Source organism: Sediminibacillus massiliensis (assembly GCF_900156915.1).
In the GTDB taxonomy this organism is placed as follows: domain Bacteria; phylum Bacillota; class Bacilli; order Bacillales; family Amphibacillaceae; genus Sediminibacillus_A; species Sediminibacillus_A massiliensis.
In genome coordinates, this window is the sequence record NZ_LT732535.1 from 2,516,223 (window position 1) to 2,532,297 (window position 16,075).

Consider the following 16,075-nt stretch of genomic DNA (forward strand, 5'->3'; position numbering starts at 1 on the left):
GTACGTACATACTTTTCATCTGGAAAAGGTCTATATCCAAAACTATCTCTGCCTGTTTAACGGATCTGCAATTCATCATTTCCTTACATATAACAGCTTTAAAGATTCACACTTGAGGCAAATTGGGACATAGTGAAAATTAACTTTAGTGAGACTTCCTCTCGTTCTAATGCTAATGGAGTGGTATATTCTCGCTGCGGCAGAACACTTCGCTTTCCGCGGGCACGGCCTCAGCCTCCTCATCAGCAAAGTACGCTTCTTGCGGGGTCTTCGGACTCGCGCTGTTCCCACAGGAGTCTGCGTGTTCTGCCTTCGCTGTTCAAGATTTACTGAATTTCGTTGTTAGGAATACCGGTTTTAGTGAATTTATGGGATTTCATCTCAAGTAATCAAAAATCTAATATATTATAGGCAGTGGAAATTACTTACGCTCCTTGAATATAAATTTTGATTTTTTTCTTGCGGTATAAATTGATGAATGTATTTTTAAGTCCTTGGACTTCCGAAAGCAGTGAGTGCTGTTCCCGCAAGAGTCTTTGTGTTTTACCTCACACTAGCTCCATTTTTGTTAGGAAGAACCATGTTAGATACATTTCAGGATCACTTCTTACCTAACCAGAAAATTATACCAAGCTGCGGAAAAATGCGAGACTCCTTGAAAATAAAGATCGATTTTCTGCGTGCGGTGTGAATTCGCGGAAGTCTTTTCAAAGTCCTGTAGGAAAGGAACAGTCTGAAGACCCCGCAGTTGGCGCTTTTTGCCAGCGAGGAGGCTGAAGCTTTCCCCACGGAAAGCGAGTATTCTTCCGCAGCGTCGGCTTACCACTCAATCTAAACAGAATGGAAGGAAGCCACACTGAAGTTATGTCGCAGTTTATGGTTATTACGCCTAAGGCAATTATCTTTCAGAAACGGCTTTATTCAACTTTAATGTTCCATTTCTTCATTTTCTTCATTGGAATCATTTTCTTCTTTACAATATCTTTAACCTGTATACATAGTAGATTAGCATTTGCCTGTTAATATTGGACTTACATTAATACCCCTTCATTAGGGAAAGTTTTCTTTCGGGAAGACTTTCCCTCTTTTTTTAGTCCAATTCCGTAATTAAAGACTGAACATCATTACGTGGGCGCGCTTTTGGCACTTTGGCAGGGTAACCGATTTGCAGCATTCCCGCGACACGTTCTCCTGGTTGAACACCAACCAGTTCTCTGAATTCGTCTTCTATCGTAATTTGGCCTGTTTTCCAAATCATACCGATTCCTTTTTCCCATGCCAACAGACTGAAATTCTGAATGACGCAACTTGTTGCCGCATAGTCCTCTTCCCGGAATTTGGGGCTGTGATTTTCTTTCATTGCTACAATTAGTAAGACTGGTACGTCATCTATTTTTTTGAATGCTTTTTCTCCATTTGCTTTTCGTTCCTCGGCGTCTTTTCCTTTTTCACCGATCTTTCTATTGAGTTCTGCTACTTTTTTCTTCGTCTCTCCCTGAACAAAAATAAACCGCCATGGTTGTGTCATCTTATGATTCGGTGCCCAGACAGCTGTTTCCAACATATTTTTCAGTTCATCTATTGATACAGGTCGATCTTCATACAATTGAATCGAACGTCTTCCTTTTATCAATTCCTCAAGATTCATCTACTCCGCCTCCTTAAGTATCGGTGCTTTCACATAAAAATAAGTTTTATTGAGAATCATTATCATTATTATTTCTAAAAAATGTAATACTGTCAATTGTTTTGCGCATTCAAAAAAATTTAAAAGATAATTGAATATTACAAGGAGTCGTAGTAAACTGAACTTAATTAATAAATTAATTTAATTAAGTTTATAAGAGAGGTGACTGAATTGGAGAAAGAACAACTTTTCCAACACTTTAAAGAAGTCTATGATACAACGGAGAATCTGCAAAGCTTTTTTGCTCCCGGAAGGATCAACTTGATCGGAGAGCATACAGATTATAACGGAGGTCATGTGTTCCCTGCTTCGATTTCATTTGGCACATATGCGCTTGCAAGAAGACGAGAGGATTCTGTCTTTCAGTTTTATTCTCTTAATTTCCCTGAGCAAGGAATAATAGAGTGCGAGCTTGGAAGTTTGGATTATGATCCAGAAGATGATTGGGCTAATTATTCTAAAGGTATGATAAAGTTCCTGATGGACGCAGGCTACTCCATCGATGGGGGTGCCGACATTCTTTACTATGGCGATATTCCGAATGGGGCTGGATTATCCTCTTCCGCATCGATAGAATTAGTTACAGGAGTGTTACTGGAATCTCTTTATGGACTTACCTTGGACCGGCTTGAATTAATTCAGATTGGACAGAGGGTCGAGAACCATTATATCGGCGTAAACAGTGGGATCATGGATCAATTCGCCATAGGTAAAGGAAAAAAGGATCATGCCATCTTGTTGGACTGTAATACGTTAAAGTACTCTTATGCCCCTTTCAAACTAAGAGACTATGTGGTGATGATCATCAATACTAACAAGCGCCGGGAATTGGCTGGATCAAAGTACAATGAACGACGCTCAGAATGCGAGCGAGCTTTGAAGGAGTTACAAGCGGAGCTTTCGGTTGATAGTCTCGGCGGGATTTCCATTGAGCAATTCGAACAAAAAAAGCATCTTATAAAGAACGAGACCGACAGAAAAAGAGCTAAACACGCAGTCTATGAAAACCAGCGGACAATAAAGGCTTTGGAATACCTTGAAAGCGGTGACATACCAGGGTTTGGTGATTTAATGAACCAGTCACACCTTTCCTTGAAAAATGATTATGAAGTCACTGGACTAGAACTTGATACAATTGTAGAGGCCGCCTGGAAACAGGAAGGTGTCTTGGGTGCAAGGATGACAGGCGCAGGTTTCGGTGGTTGTGCGATTGCGTTAGTTCCGGCTCAAACTATCGAAAGCTTTCAGGCAAACGTCAATCGGATTTATAAGGATAAAGTGGGGTATGATGCAGACTTTTATCCTGCCACAATCAGCGATGGAGCAAGAGAATACTAAAAAGGAGAGATAAAAAATGAGCATTTTGGTACTTGGTGGTGCAGGTTATATCGGTTCACATGCTGTGTATCAGCTAATTGACCGTAAACAGGACGTCGTAATTGTTGACAATTTGGAAACAGGGCACAAAGAGGCAGTCCATCCCAAGGCATCCTTTTACAATGGGGATATTCGAGACCGTCAGTTTCTCTCCAGTGTTTTTGAAAAAGAGCAGATCGATTCCGTTCTTCATTTCGCCGCAAACTCACTAGTAGGTGAGTCTATGGAAGAACCACTTAAGTATTTCGACAACAATGTCCATGGAACACAAGTATTATTGGAAGTGATGAAAGAACACAATGTAATGTCGATCGTCTTTTCATCCACTGCTGCAACGTATGGTGAGCCTGAAATTGTGCCGATTACAGAAGACATGAGAACTTCACCGGAGAGCACTTACGGCGAAACAAAACTAACGATGGAAAAATTGATGAAGTGGTGTGATAAGGCTTACGGGATAAAATATGTTTCGCTTCGTTACTTCAATGTTGCAGGTGCACGGGAAACCGCCGAAATTGGAGAAGATCACCAGCCGGAAACCCATCTAATTCCAATTGTTCTTCAAACAGCTCTAGGTCAGCGTGAATCGATCACCATTTTTGGGGAGGATTATCCTACAGAGGATGGTACATGTGTCAGGGATTACATCCACGTAGAAGATTTAATCGATGCCCATATTCTGGCTCTGGATTATTTAAAAGATGGTGGAGAAAGCGACATTTTCAACCTTGGAAGCAGCCAGGGGTTTTCTGTGAAAGAAATCATCGAGGCCGCACGCCGGGTGACAGGAAAGGAAATCAAAGCCATTGAAGGAAACCGGAGGGCTGGTGACCCTGGTGTATTAATTGCCTCCTCTGATAAAGCAAGACGAATTCTGGGATGGAATCCTTCCAGAACATCAATCGACAATATCATCAAAGATGCTTGGAATTGGCATAGCAGCAAACCAAATGGATATCGAGGGGAAGTGCATTCTTGATATGACTATTTATCAGGCAATCGATCAGCTAATCAACAAGGGAATTCAGACCAATCTAATCAAAGATGAAGACACTTACTATGTTCGGAACCAATTACTCGGTCTTTTACAATTGAATGATTACAAATCGTCAGGCTTACCGGAAACTGATAAGACGATTCCTGATTTACTGGATGTACTGTTGGAGTACGCTGTGGAAAAAGGATTAATAGAAAATATATTAGATGAAAAAGAGATTTTTTCCGCTAACATCATGGATGTATTTCTCCCTCTTCCTTCGACAATACATCAACAATTTTATGAAAAGTGGGAGCATTCACCTATAGAGGCAACTGATTATTTTTATCAACTGAGCAAAAACAGCAATTATATCCAGACAAAACGAATCAGCAAAAACATTCACTTTAAATCCGACTCCTTATATGGGCAGTTGGATATTACGATCAATCTCTCCAAGCCGGAAAAAGACCCGGAACAAATCAGGCGGGAAAAAGAATTGAAACAGGACATACATTATCCAAAATGCCTGCTCTGTGCGGAAAATGAAGGGTATGTGGGGAGAATGGGACATCCGGCCAGGTCCAATCATCGAATCATCAAGGTGCCGCTAATCGGAGAGAATTGGTATTTGCAGTACTCTCCCTATGTTTATTACAACGAGCATAGTATTGTCCTTGCAGAAGAGCACCGGGACATGAAAATCGACAAAACCACTTTTGAAAGATTGACAGCGTTTGTAGAAAAGTTTCCACATTATTTCCTTGGTTCGAATGCCGACCTTCCAATTGTGGGTGGTTCGATTTTAAGTCATGACCATTATCAAGGCGGGCGTTATGAATTTGCCATGAATAAAGCGGAGAAACTCTTTTCTTTCGCCCTTGAGAAGTTTCCAAACATACATGCCTCCGTCATAAAATGGCCGTTATCCGTCATCCGCCTGCATAGTTCGGACCGTGCCGAAACAATTGAAGCATCTGATTTAATACTCAAAAAGTGGAGAGCATACACCGATGAAACAGCTGACATTCTGGCATTCAGCGGCGGTGTGCCCCACAATACGATCACGCCTATTGCCAGAAACAAAAAGGGCCTCTTTGAAATGGACTTGGTGTTGAGAAATAACCGCACTACGGAAACTCACCCGATGGGTATTTTCCACCCGCATGAGGATGTCCATCACATAAAGAAAGAGAATATTGGATTGATTGAAGTAATGGGACTGGCAGTTTTACCAGCGAGACTTAAAACGGAAATAGAAGAAATAAAGAAGTTCCTGCTCGGTGAAAAAAGCAATGTAGCTTCCTATCATTTGGATTGGGCGCAACAAATCAAAGCAAACCATGAACTAAATGACGAAAATGTAAATGGCATAATTGAGCACGAGTTAGGAAAGAAGTTCACAAGAGTACTCGAGGATGCCGGTGTATTCAAACAAAATGAGGCTGGAATACAAGCATTTAAACGCTTTGTGGACAGCTTGAACCATAATTGAGTGATTATCCACACGCTGATTGGATGCTGTCGGGAAACCCCCGGCAGCTTTTTTTCTATGTAAGATGTTAAGATTCAGGGGGTCCATACAAGCAAATGGATAGGCTGGTATGCCTATCCATCGTTCTTCACAGGTTCAAAGAGTTCTGTTAAAAGCAAGGCAACTGCTCCGAGTGCCGTCGCCCTTCCGCCCAGCTCTGACACTGTAACTTGGGTTTGCTTTGCTTCTGCTGTAAGAGCTTTTTCGGCGATAGTCGCTTTGATTGGCTCTAGCAAAAATTCTCCTGCATTAGCCACTCCACCACCGATAATGATTTTGCCTGGATTTATGATATGGATAAGGTTGGTAAGTCCGATTCCTACGTATCTGCCAGCTTCCTCCAGGATATTGCGGCAATCGTTGTCACCTGATATTGCTGCTTCATATACCATTTCTCCAGTAATTTGATGAATATTGCCGTCGATCAGTCTGGTCAAAACCGGTGCTTTCCCCTGATTGATCGCTTGTTCTGCCTTCCTTTCAATGGCAGGCCCTGAAGCAAACGTCTGCAGGCAGCCCCGATTGCCGCAAGTACAGATATCTCCATCCAGATCAATAGTCATATGGCCGATTTCTCCGGCTATATCAAATTCACCGTGATAGAGCCTTCCGTCTATAATCAACCCCGCACCAATTCCGCTACCCAAGTTCAGTGCCAGCATACTTTTTGTTTCAGCACCGGAACCGAACCAGGACTCGGCAAGAGCGATAGCACGTGCGTCATTTTCGACTTTCACTTCATAGCCGAAGTTTTTTTCTAATTCTTTCTTTATGGCTACATTCCTCAAATTCAAATTGGGCGCGTATAGAGAAATGCCTTCCTTCACATTTACAGCTCCATGCATCGCAACACCTATTCCGACAATTTGCTGTTCAGATTCGGAATAATCGACTAACAATTTCCTGACACCATGGACTAGTATGTCGATAAATGTCTGATTCGACATGTTCTCTTCCATGGAAATAAGATGGCCTTCCTGGACCTTTCCAGCCAAGTCAGATAATATGAATTTGATATTACGCGGTCCGGCGTCTATGCCAATCACATAAAATCCACTGCTGTTGATGACCAGCATTTTAGGCTTTCTTCCTCCCTGTGAACTGCCTAATGTGCTTTCTGTCACGATTTGCTGATCGATTAATTCCTTTACGATACTACCTACAGTCGGCGGTGTAAGCTTTGTATCCTTGGCAATTTGGGCTCTGGAAATCGGTCCATCCGTCCTAATCTTATTTAATATAATGGATTTATTGAGGAACTTCATCCACTGAAAACTTCCGTGCTGCATTGTAAAAATCCTCCATCTGGCAGGTTGTGTATAATGACTAATTATAACATAAATCAAGTTAATTAAATTAATTTATTAAAATAATAAAAAGCTTGCCTATCCAATCAGGACAGGCAAGCCTCCAGTTTATCAATATGCTCCGCGGATATGATCGTGTACTTCTTTTTCGTAAAATTTGTTCAGTCTGTCCATTTCCTCGCTGCTAAAACTAGGAACTTCGAGTGCCTGAAGATTATCTTCCACTTGTTTCACTGTTTTAAAGCCAGGGATGGCACAAGTAACTTGTTCATGATCCAAAATCCAACGCAAAGCTGCTTTGGACATGCTTCCACGGTCGTTGGCAATCCAACTCAACTGATCACTCAATTCCACGCCTTTGTTAAATTCAAGGCCAGCAAATGTTTCCCCGACATTGAATGCTTCCCCGTTTTGATTGAAATTACGGTGGTCATCTGCCTGGAATGAATGGTCTGCAGTGAACTTTCCGGTCAGAAGTCCGCTGGCTAAAGGAACCCTTGTCAGGATTCCAACGCCTTGTTCATATGCCTGTGGAAACAGCTTTTCCAGAGGCTTTTGACGAAAAATATTAAAAATTACTTGCAGGGCACTTACATTCGTATTTTCAAGGCAGAACAATCCTTCTTCTACTGTCTCAACACTGACTCCGTAATGCCTTATTTTTCCTTGATCTTTTAATTTATCAAGTACTTCGAACACACGTCCATCCTTCAAAATCTCCATGGGCGGGCAATGTATTTGATACAAATCAATTTGATCTCGTTCTAATCGTCGTAAACTGTCCTCACAGTAAGCTGTTACACTTTCCTCTGAATAAGTCGCAGGGTCGTTGATGTCCCCCGCCCGGCAAAACTTTGTCGCAATATGGATTTCTGATTCTTTTCCTTTAGTAGCTTTGGCCAGCAATTGCTCGCTGTGCCCTGCACCATATACATCCGCTGTGTCAAAGAAGTTTACACCAGCATCCATTGCATGCTGAAGTGCCTTCAGAGACTCTTCGTCATTAGTATTACCCCATGAGCCACCGATTGCCCAAGTTCCGAAGCTCAGTTCACTTATGTTCAAATCCGTGTTGCCCAACTGACGATAGTTCATAATTGCAACAACTCCTTAGCCAAAAATAAAATGTTGTAATATTCTATCAATCTTCACCCAATTATGGCATGTGCAGGAGACAAGGACAAATATAACGCTTTCACCAAACCAAAGAAAGGGAAAGGCTGTTCAAACAGCTACCCTTGGAGTTTTTCCTTATCCACATTGAATGTATTCTTTAAAAATTGAGCCAAACCGTCTTCTGTATGACTGAATTCCGTGACCTCATCGACAGTTTCTTTCACATGGTCTGGAGCGTTTTTCATGGCCACAGCGTAACCGGCTATTTCCATCAATGGAAGGTCGTTTTCACTATCCCCCACCATCATAATCTCTTCATTTTCCAAATCGAACTTTTCCAATATGTATTGGACGCCAGTAGCCTTGGAGATGCTTTCCCCCATCACTTCGACATTATGATCTGAGGAAGAGAAAGTGCTAAAATCTTTTTGCTTTTTGATCTGATCCAGTGTTTGCTTCCATTCTGTATTTCCCTGCTTTTCCCGGTTGAAAAAATAAATCTTCACTGCATCATCCGTGGGTAAGTGGTCTCCCCATTCGATATTATCTATAGCGGCCACTCTTGAACGCCATTCATCTTCCTTGACCGTTTCGGGCTTCGGGTCGGTTATCAGCTCTTCAAAGTATCTTTTGTCTTCCCTGAGGGCAGCAGCGGGCCGTTCTAACGAGTGAACCTCATAATATACTTGGTTGCTTCTCGCTTTCTCGACAAGTTTATCAACAAGACTTTTGTCCAGCCGATTTTTGATCAAATAACCTGTTTCGGTATAGACGGCCATTCCATTTGAACAGACTACTCCATCAACTTTCAGCTTGGAAGGAGCGACGTCGTTTATTTCTTTTTTTGTTCTGCCTGTTGCGATAAATACTAATTTGCCACTAGCACGAAGTTGGCTAATTACGGTTACTAATGTTTCGCTTATTTCATTGTATTGGTCCAGCATTGTTCCATCCATATCAAGGATTATTGCTTTAGCGTCAAAACTCATGTCCATACCTCCGTTGTAGTAATTGCATTCCTCTATGATACTCGAATTTTTCTTTTTGTTTAAATCAAAAAGGTTTGCATACTTGCAGTTCTTGCCATTAGGGTTTCACGATTGAGGGAAACTGCGACAGAGTGACAATTTTTATTTCTTGATGTTCTTTTTATTGTTGAGCGCATGCACTCGCTGCGGCAGAACACTTCGCTGTTAGGGTTTTTCTGAATTTTGATGTTAGGCATACCTATGTTATACATATTGTGGTATTTCCTTTCAATTAATCAAAAAACTATCCTATGCAGTGGAAAATTTCTTTTAGTACTTGGGGAATAAAGTTCGATTTACGTCTTGAGGTGTAAATTCATGGATGACTTTTTAGGAGTAAGGCAGTCCCAAGACACGCAGTGAGTGCTGTGAAATAATCACAGGTGTCTGGCTATGCCTCCCTAGTAAATGTTTTTTTTTCCGTATTTGATATGGAGAACCAAGTTAGACACATTTCAGGATCACTTCTCACCTAATTAGAAACCTATACCGAGCTGCGGAAAAATGCGAGACTCCTGTGGGAAAGGAACAGTCTGAAGACCCCACAGCCGGTGGTTTTCCGGCGAGGAGGCTGGAGCGTTCCCCACGGAAAGCGAGTATTTTTCCGGAGCGTCGGCTTACCACTCAATCTAAAAAGAACGGAAGGAAGTCAAACTGAAGTTATGCCGCAGTTTATGGATTTTCTGAAATAATAAGTGATTTCAAAAAGAACAGGAGCGGGGATTTTTGCTCCTGTTCTTAATGATTACTTGTATCCAAAGGGGTAAGTTTTGCTTCGATTTGTTCGCGCTGATCTTCCAAAAATGGCGGTAAGGCGACGGTTTCGCCAAGATGTTCAATATCTTCGTCTGTCGCAAATCCCGGTCCATCTGTAGCCAACTCGAACAATATGCCGTTTGGCTCCCGAAAATATAAGGACTGGAAATAATAACGGTCAACAAGGCCGGAATTAGGAAATCTTGCTTGCTTGATTCGTTGTTCCCACTGTCCAAGTTCCTCATAATTTTCCACCCGGAATGCCACATGATGGACACTTCCGCGACCAGGTCGCTCTTTCGGAACATCTACCCTTTCCTCGACATGCACCTCTGCACCTGTTCCGCCTTCTCCAGTCCCAAATACTTGAATATCAGCATTTCCTGCGACGGGCGAGGAGTAGCTTCCCGTTTTCTTGAAGCCAAGGATACTTGTTAGTACTTGGACAGTCTTTTCTGCATTTGGAACCGTTAGTTTCGAAGGCCCCAAGCCGGTTATTCCTTTATCCTGTGGTACTGGACTCCTGTCCCATGGGATGCCAGCTTCCACCCCTTGATTATTCTGATCAGAAACCAACAAAAGTCTCTGTCCTTCCGGGTCAGTGAAAGATAAAACATTACGACCGAATTGTTCTTTGATTTCTTCGTGTTCTACCCCTTTTTCCTCGAAACGCTTTTTCCAAAAATGTAACGACTCATCGTTTCTAACTCGCAATGATGTGGCAGAAATACTATTATTCCCTTCATAAGTGTGTCCTGCCCTTGGAATTTCGAAGAATGTCAAATCAGTTCCAGGACGGCCCTTTTCATCTGCGAAAAATAAATGGTACATGCTTGTATCATCCTGATTGACTGATTTTTTCACAAGGCGCATCCCCATAACGTTAGTATAAAAATCATAATTGTTTTTTGCATTAGCAGTGATGGCGGAAACATGGTGAATTCCCTTCAGTTCCATTCCCATCCCTCTTTCTTTTCAATGTTTGTAATTATCTCGATTTCAAGATATATATTAATACAGATTGTAACGGATGTCAAACAGGAAAATATCCCCAGTTATCGACACTATTTCTGTCCTTCAGACATTTCCCGGGAAATAGCCGCATGGAAATGCGGCCATCCCTACAATTATTTATCTTAGCAACGATTCAGCACCGTCAATAAACAGTTCTGTTCCAGTAATGTGAGAAGAAGCGTCAGAGGCCAGGAAATGAACCAAATCTGCAACTTGTTCCGGTTTCCCCGCTCCATGTTCAAGCGGCTGATTGCCTTCCGGAAACTCGACAGGAATTTTTATTTTATCCAAGTTTTCCTCATCGGGAAATGTATTTTTGCTGATATTTGTCTGAATTGCTCCCGGACAAATAATGTTGACTCTGATCTTATATTCCGCAAGTTCCAGGGCTGCCATCTTTCCAAAAGCCATCTGGCCAGCTTTGGAAGAGCTGTATGCTGACATACCAAATCCGGAAAAGGTTCTGTTGCCATTGATGGAGCTTGTAATCACTATGCTTCCACCTTGTTTCTTTAAATGAGGAACAGCATATTTCACTGTCATAAATGTGCTCTTTAAGTTGGTTGTCAATGTCTGGTCCCAATCTTCCGGCTCAAGATCCTCAATAGGGGCAACTCGACCATTTATGCCAGCATTGGCAAACACCACATCCAGTCTTCCCCACTCTTTTACAAAGACATCAATCGCATGTGCCACTTCTTTAGAATCGGATACATCAGTGTCGACGACGATTGCATCCCCTCCTGATGAAATGATCTCCTCCCTTACATCAGCAGCATTCTCTTCTTTTAAATCAATCAGGCCCACCTTGGCGCCGGATTTTGCTAGTTTTAAAGCAGACGCCTTACCTATTCCTGAACCGGCTCCCGTTACCACCGCAACTTTACCTTCCAGGTTCTTCAATATATTTCCTCCTCTGTTTTGCAGGCTATTCAAATGAACTTCTCGTATGGAACCCCGAATAAAGGTATGTCTCTCTTTGTTCCTTATATATTTCCCCTTTTAACGTAGTTAAACAACTTTATTTGAAGTGTTAGGACAAGCAAGTAAGGGTATTCTCCATTTAACTATTATTTCATTAAGATTAGAGGGAAGCTTCATGGATTATACAAGTCTTTGGTTTACTTTACTATCCTGTTTGTTTTTCATGGGAATTATAGCCTTTGTTGCCTACCGGAAAACAAAAAATCAAGTAAGTGACTCTTCAGGATATTTTTTGGCAGGCCGTGGACTTACTGGTGGATTTATTGCGGGGTCACTATTACTCACCAATCTATCGGCTGAGCAACTGGTAGGGTTAAATGGCCAGGCATACCGCGCAAATCTGTCAAATATGGCCTGGGAAGTGACGGCGCCTATTGCAATAGTCATAATGGCTCTTTATCTACTTCCACGTTACTTAGGAGGGTCTGTCACCACCTTACCTGAATTTTTGCATAAACGGTTTGACAGCACGGTCCGGCTCTTTGTTGTTGTGTTATTCATGTTAGGTTATATATTTGTAACGATACCATCCATGCTATATTCAGGAGCGTTAGCGGTTTTAAGGCTGTTCAACGTCCCGGAACTGCTCGGTATATCTTTCACGAGCGCAGTATGGCTGGTTGTCTGGGTTGTAGGATTAATAGGTGCTGCCTATGCTATCTTCGGAGGGCTTAGAGCTGTGGCTATATCTGATACATTAAATGGTATTGGACTTTTGATTGTCGGTCTTCTGATGCCTGTATTGGGGTTTTTCACCCTTGGAGATGGAAATATCTTGAACGGCATGAAGGAAATCACGGTAAATAATGCTGAAAAACTGAATGCGATTGGAGGACCGGATGATGATGTGCCCTTCGGAAGTATTTTCACCGGACTTGTCATTGCCAATCTATTCTACTGGGCGTCTAATCAGTATGTAATCCAGCGAACACTTGGAGCGAAAAGTTTGAAAGAGGGGCAAAAGGGGGTTATTTTTTCAGGCTTTTATAAATTGCTGGTTCCGTTCATGATGATGGTTCCAGGCATTATCGCTTTCCATTTATATGGAGATAACCTACAAAATGTTGACCTTGCCTATCCGACTCTTGTTAATGCGTTACTGCCGACTTACTTATCAGGTTTTTTTCTGGCAGTCCTGCTGGGAACTGTCCTAAGTTCCTATAATTCCTTGTTAAACAGTGCCGCTACCATGTTCGCGCTTGATGTGTATAAACCTCGTGCAAAAGAAGAAGTAAGTGATGAAAAGTTGATCAAAGTCAGTAAGATATTCGGAACAATCATCGCCTTTATCACTTTCTTTATATCTCCTCTTCTCATGAATGCACCGACTGGCTTGTGGAACTTGATCAGGCAATTTACTGGTTTCTTCAATATACCGATTGTCACCATATTACTAGCAGGCGCACTTTCCAAATTTGTCCCGGCAATTGCCGCAAAGGTTGTCATCATCTTCCATATCATTTCCTATTATATGTTGGTATGGGGTACAGACCATCTGTTCGGATTTCCTGTCAATATCAACTACATTCATATATATGGTATTTTGTTTGCCATTGAAGTATTGATCATGCTTGTCTTACGATATTGGAAACCAAGAAAAGAAGCTTATGTATTCAAGAAAGATCCAAAAGTGGGGATGACACCGTGGAAGCATGCCCTACCGATAACCGTCGTCTTACTGGCGTCCATGTGCGCTGTCTATATCGTGTTCTCCCCGGTCGGTCTGGCTTACCCGGCCGGGGTGGTATCACCGGTATTCTGGCCCGCAATCGGTGCGCTAGCCTTTTTAACCGTTATTTGTTATCTATGGGCTTTGAAACGTTGGACAAAAAAGTATCAGGCTTATTTATTTAGAGAAGCAAGCGATGAAGAGAAAACCTTGCAGGAAGCAAAAGTCTCCCAATCGGATTAATTGGAAGACTTGGATCATCAGTCAATAATCGGGAACTGTTTCCCTGATAAATACTCTTCGATTATTTCTGCGTGGCTGGAAAATAGTTTCTCGGGGAGATTATCAAGGGCGAAGAACCCGGTATCTAAACTTTCTTCATTTTCTTTAACCAAATCGCCCTGGAAGTCTTTACAGGTGAACCATAATTGGACCATTGCTACTTCATCACCACTTGGAAGTGTTTTCTCTTTTTTCGGGCCAGAATATAGACTGAAAAGTTCTAAACTTCCAAGACGTAGGCCAGTTTCTTCAAAGACTTCTCTTCTGGCGGTTTCCGAAACGGTTTCACCCATTTCCATGAACCCTCCAGGGAGGCCCCATGACTGGTTGTCGGCTCTAAGATGGAGAAGTATGCGGTCTTCTAGATCAAAAACCAACACACCAGCAACTACCATGATTACCTTTTCATGTCCAACCATTGAACGTAAATAACTAATATAATCCATTCGATTACCCCTTATAAGATCTTTTATAGCTTTTGAATCATTTCTTTTTACTATTTAAATTTCATAGTTGAGGGAAACTGCGACATAGTGAAAATTCTATTCTCATGTTGTTCCTGTAGTTCTGTTGATAACGGAGTGGTATGATCTCGCTGCGGCAGAACACTTCGCTTTCCGCGGGCACGGCCTCAGCTTCCTCAGAAGCAAAAGCGCTTCTTGCGGGATCTTCGGACGCGTGCTATTCCTGCAGGAGTCTACGTATTCTACCTCCGCTGGTTGGAGTTCTCTGAATCTCGGCTACGAATATTCCATGTTAAAGATATTATAGGATCACTTCTCACCTGAACAGAAAAACGACCCAAAGCGGAGGGGAAATGCGACACTCCTTGAAAATAAAGTTCGATTTTCTGCGTGCGGTGTAAATGCATGGATGTCTTTTCAAAGTCCTGGGGGAAGAGCAGCTTCCGAAGACCCCGCAGTGAGCGCGCTTTTTGCTCAAGAGGAGGCTGAGGTGCTGCCCCCGGAAAGGGAGTATTTTTCCGCAGCGACGGCTCATCACTCAATCCGAAAAGGATGGAAGGAAGCCACTCTGTAGTTATGTCGCAGTATATGGTTATTGAGTCAGTGCGGGGTATCTTTAGTTGGACGAGTAATCGCGGCAATTTTAAGGCATTTAAAGGAAGGGTTTTATGAAACGAATTGATATAGATCCGCTAGCTTCCGTGGGGACTGGTTTTCTTTTTGTCCAGACTCCTTTTTGTGGAACATGTCAGCTGGCAAGTAAGATGCTGGCTACAATCGAAAAGATGGATAGTGATATAAATTTTTATGAAATGAATGCTTCTTTATTTCCTGAGTTCATGCAAAATCAAAGAGTGGAAAGTGTTCCGTGTCTCATCATCCTGCAATCTGGGGTTGTGAAAGAAAAAATATATGCGTTCCGCTCGATTCCAAATATCATCGAAAGAATTACTCCCTATCTTTCTCGAGAAAAATGAGATGAATATATTTCTTTAACCAGCTGATGGAGACTTGCATTATTGACGAATTGATCCACTAATTAAAGGATAAATCCCCCCTTTGTAGAATTATTTCACAGGGGGGATTTACATGGGCGAAGCCGTCATCCATCAATGGCAGAAACGATTGAGCGCAAATGGTGATTTGCTATTTTTATATCATGATAAAAACTTTTGTGTACAGTTGAAACTCCGAAATGACCTTGAGTACTGGATTATCTTTAAATCCGGTGTAATCACTGTTACAAAAGAGTGGTTCGTAGAGAAATCCGATTTATCTATTGAAGTAAGCGAAGGCATATTAGTCCAACTGTTTGAGGGCCAGGGAAGGCTCACTTCATTTCCAAATACACTTGCCAGTTGGAATGGAAGTTACCGGGATTGTTTGTTTTTTGAAACACTGCTCTTTTTGGCATGATTGCAGACTGTCAATCAAGTAAGCCGCCGATGGTTTTGACGATTTCCAGGAAGTTTGCTTTCTCTCCAAACTGTCCTCTTAGTTCTCCATCCTGATCAATAATGACGGTGGAGGGAACCCCTTCACAATTGTATCGTTCATATACCTTTCGATTCTCATCTGCGAGAGTTGGTTGTTTTAGAAATTTTTCCTTGTATGATAACCCTGCTTTCTCTTCTCGTTCTCTTCCAGTTACATTAATTGTCATCATTTTGACTTTTTCTCTATCCATCGTTTGGTAGAGCTGTTCTTTTTTCGGCAGATCGACAGCACAATCAGGACACCAGGATACCCAGAAAGTGATGACAACGATCTTTCCTTTATCCTCTTCCAACTGATATAATTCATTACTGTCTATAAAGGGCAATTCAAATAGANGAAGAGCAGCTTCCGAAGACCCCGCAGTGAGCGCGCTTTTTGCTCAAG

The 16,075-nt window shown here is 42.0% G+C and carries 14 protein-coding genes; 6 read left to right on the forward strand and 8 right to left on the reverse strand.

Features of this window, described 5'->3' with window-relative positions:
- Positions 1 to 1,090 precede the first annotated feature (1,090 nt).
- Entirely contained in the window at positions 1,091 to 1,648 is a 558-nt protein-coding gene (locus tag CZ434_RS13200) for a nitroreductase family protein (RefSeq protein ID WP_077623574.1), read from the reverse strand.
- A 210-nt stretch (positions 1,649 to 1,858) separates the two neighbouring features.
- Between CZ434_RS13200 and CZ434_RS13205 the strand changes: the two genes are divergently transcribed.
- Genes CZ434_RS13205 through galT form a run of 3 tightly spaced genes read left to right on the forward strand, consistent with a single transcriptional unit; the run spans position 1,859 to position 5,535 of the window.
- Complete coding sequence (locus CZ434_RS13205; protein ID WP_077623575.1) at positions 1,859 to 3,025, forward strand: galactokinase; 1,167 nt, start codon at positions 1,859 to 1,861, stop codon at positions 3,023 to 3,025.
- 16 nt (positions 3,026 to 3,041) lie between these two features.
- Positions 3,042 to 4,043, forward strand: a complete 1,002-nt coding sequence (gene galE / locus CZ434_RS13210; protein WP_077623576.1) for a UDP-glucose 4-epimerase GalE — start codon at positions 3,042 to 3,044, stop codon at positions 4,041 to 4,043.
- 1 nt (position 4,044) lies between these two features.
- The gene (gene galT / locus CZ434_RS13215; protein ID WP_077623577.1) at positions 4,045 to 5,535 is read left to right on the forward strand and encodes a UDP-glucose--hexose-1-phosphate uridylyltransferase; all 1,491 of its coding nucleotides are present in this window, start codon (positions 4,045 to 4,047) and stop codon (positions 5,533 to 5,535) included.
- 113 nt (positions 5,536 to 5,648) lie between these two features.
- Here the strand turns inward: galT and CZ434_RS13220 are convergent, their stop codons facing one another.
- The 5 genes from CZ434_RS13220 to CZ434_RS13240 all read right to left on the reverse strand — a co-directional run bounded on the left by CZ434_RS13220 (position 5,649) and on the right by CZ434_RS13240 (position 11,701).
- Entirely contained in the window at positions 5,649 to 6,863 is a 1,215-nt protein-coding gene (locus tag CZ434_RS13220) for an ROK family transcriptional regulator (RefSeq protein WP_077623578.1), read from the reverse strand.
- A gap of 129 nt (positions 6,864 to 6,992) precedes the next feature.
- The gene (locus tag CZ434_RS13225; protein WP_077623579.1) at positions 6,993 to 7,976 is read right to left on the reverse strand and encodes an aldo/keto reductase; all 984 of its coding nucleotides are present in this window, start codon (positions 7,974 to 7,976) and stop codon (positions 6,993 to 6,995) included.
- A gap of 137 nt (positions 7,977 to 8,113) precedes the next feature.
- Positions 8,114 to 8,986 carry an HAD family hydrolase gene (locus tag CZ434_RS13230; protein ID WP_179107269.1) on the reverse strand — a complete coding sequence of 291 codons (873 nt, stop codon included), beginning with the start codon at positions 8,984 to 8,986 and terminating at the stop codon, positions 8,114 to 8,116.
- Between the two features lie 777 nt (positions 8,987 to 9,763).
- The gene (locus CZ434_RS13235; protein WP_077623581.1) at positions 9,764 to 10,738 is read right to left on the reverse strand and encodes a ring-cleaving dioxygenase; all 975 of its coding nucleotides are present in this window, start codon (positions 10,736 to 10,738) and stop codon (positions 9,764 to 9,766) included.
- A gap of 174 nt (positions 10,739 to 10,912) precedes the next feature.
- Complete coding sequence (locus CZ434_RS13240) at positions 10,913 to 11,701, reverse strand: SDR family oxidoreductase (RefSeq protein ID WP_077625192.1); 789 nt, start codon at positions 11,699 to 11,701, stop codon at positions 10,913 to 10,915.
- Between the two features lie 193 nt (positions 11,702 to 11,894).
- Between CZ434_RS13240 and CZ434_RS13245 the strand changes: the two genes are divergently transcribed.
- Complete coding sequence (locus CZ434_RS13245; protein ID WP_077623582.1) at positions 11,895 to 13,691, forward strand: solute:sodium symporter family transporter; 1,797 nt, start codon at positions 11,895 to 11,897, stop codon at positions 13,689 to 13,691.
- Between the two features lie 17 nt (positions 13,692 to 13,708).
- On the opposite strand, the gene CZ434_RS13250 is transcribed toward CZ434_RS13245, so the two are convergent.
- Positions 13,709 to 14,176 carry an NUDIX hydrolase gene (locus CZ434_RS13250; protein WP_077623583.1) on the reverse strand — a complete coding sequence of 156 codons (468 nt, stop codon included), beginning with the start codon at positions 14,174 to 14,176 and terminating at the stop codon, positions 13,709 to 13,711.
- 686 nt (positions 14,177 to 14,862) lie between these two features.
- Between CZ434_RS13250 and CZ434_RS13255 the strand changes: the two genes are divergently transcribed.
- Positions 14,863 to 15,171 carry a thioredoxin family protein gene (locus tag CZ434_RS13255; protein ID WP_077623584.1) on the forward strand — a complete coding sequence of 103 codons (309 nt, stop codon included), beginning with the start codon at positions 14,863 to 14,865 and terminating at the stop codon, positions 15,169 to 15,171.
- A gap of 112 nt (positions 15,172 to 15,283) precedes the next feature.
- Positions 15,284 to 15,610 carry a hypothetical protein gene (locus CZ434_RS13260; protein WP_077623585.1) on the forward strand — a complete coding sequence of 109 codons (327 nt, stop codon included), beginning with the start codon at positions 15,284 to 15,286 and terminating at the stop codon, positions 15,608 to 15,610.
- Positions 15,611 to 15,620: 10 nt separating this feature from the next.
- On the opposite strand, the gene CZ434_RS13265 is transcribed toward CZ434_RS13260, so the two are convergent.
- Positions 15,621 to 16,016 carry a TlpA family protein disulfide reductase gene (locus tag CZ434_RS13265; protein WP_077623586.1) on the reverse strand — a complete coding sequence of 132 codons (396 nt, stop codon included), beginning with the start codon at positions 16,014 to 16,016 and terminating at the stop codon, positions 15,621 to 15,623.
- Positions 16,017 to 16,075 lie beyond the last annotated feature (59 nt).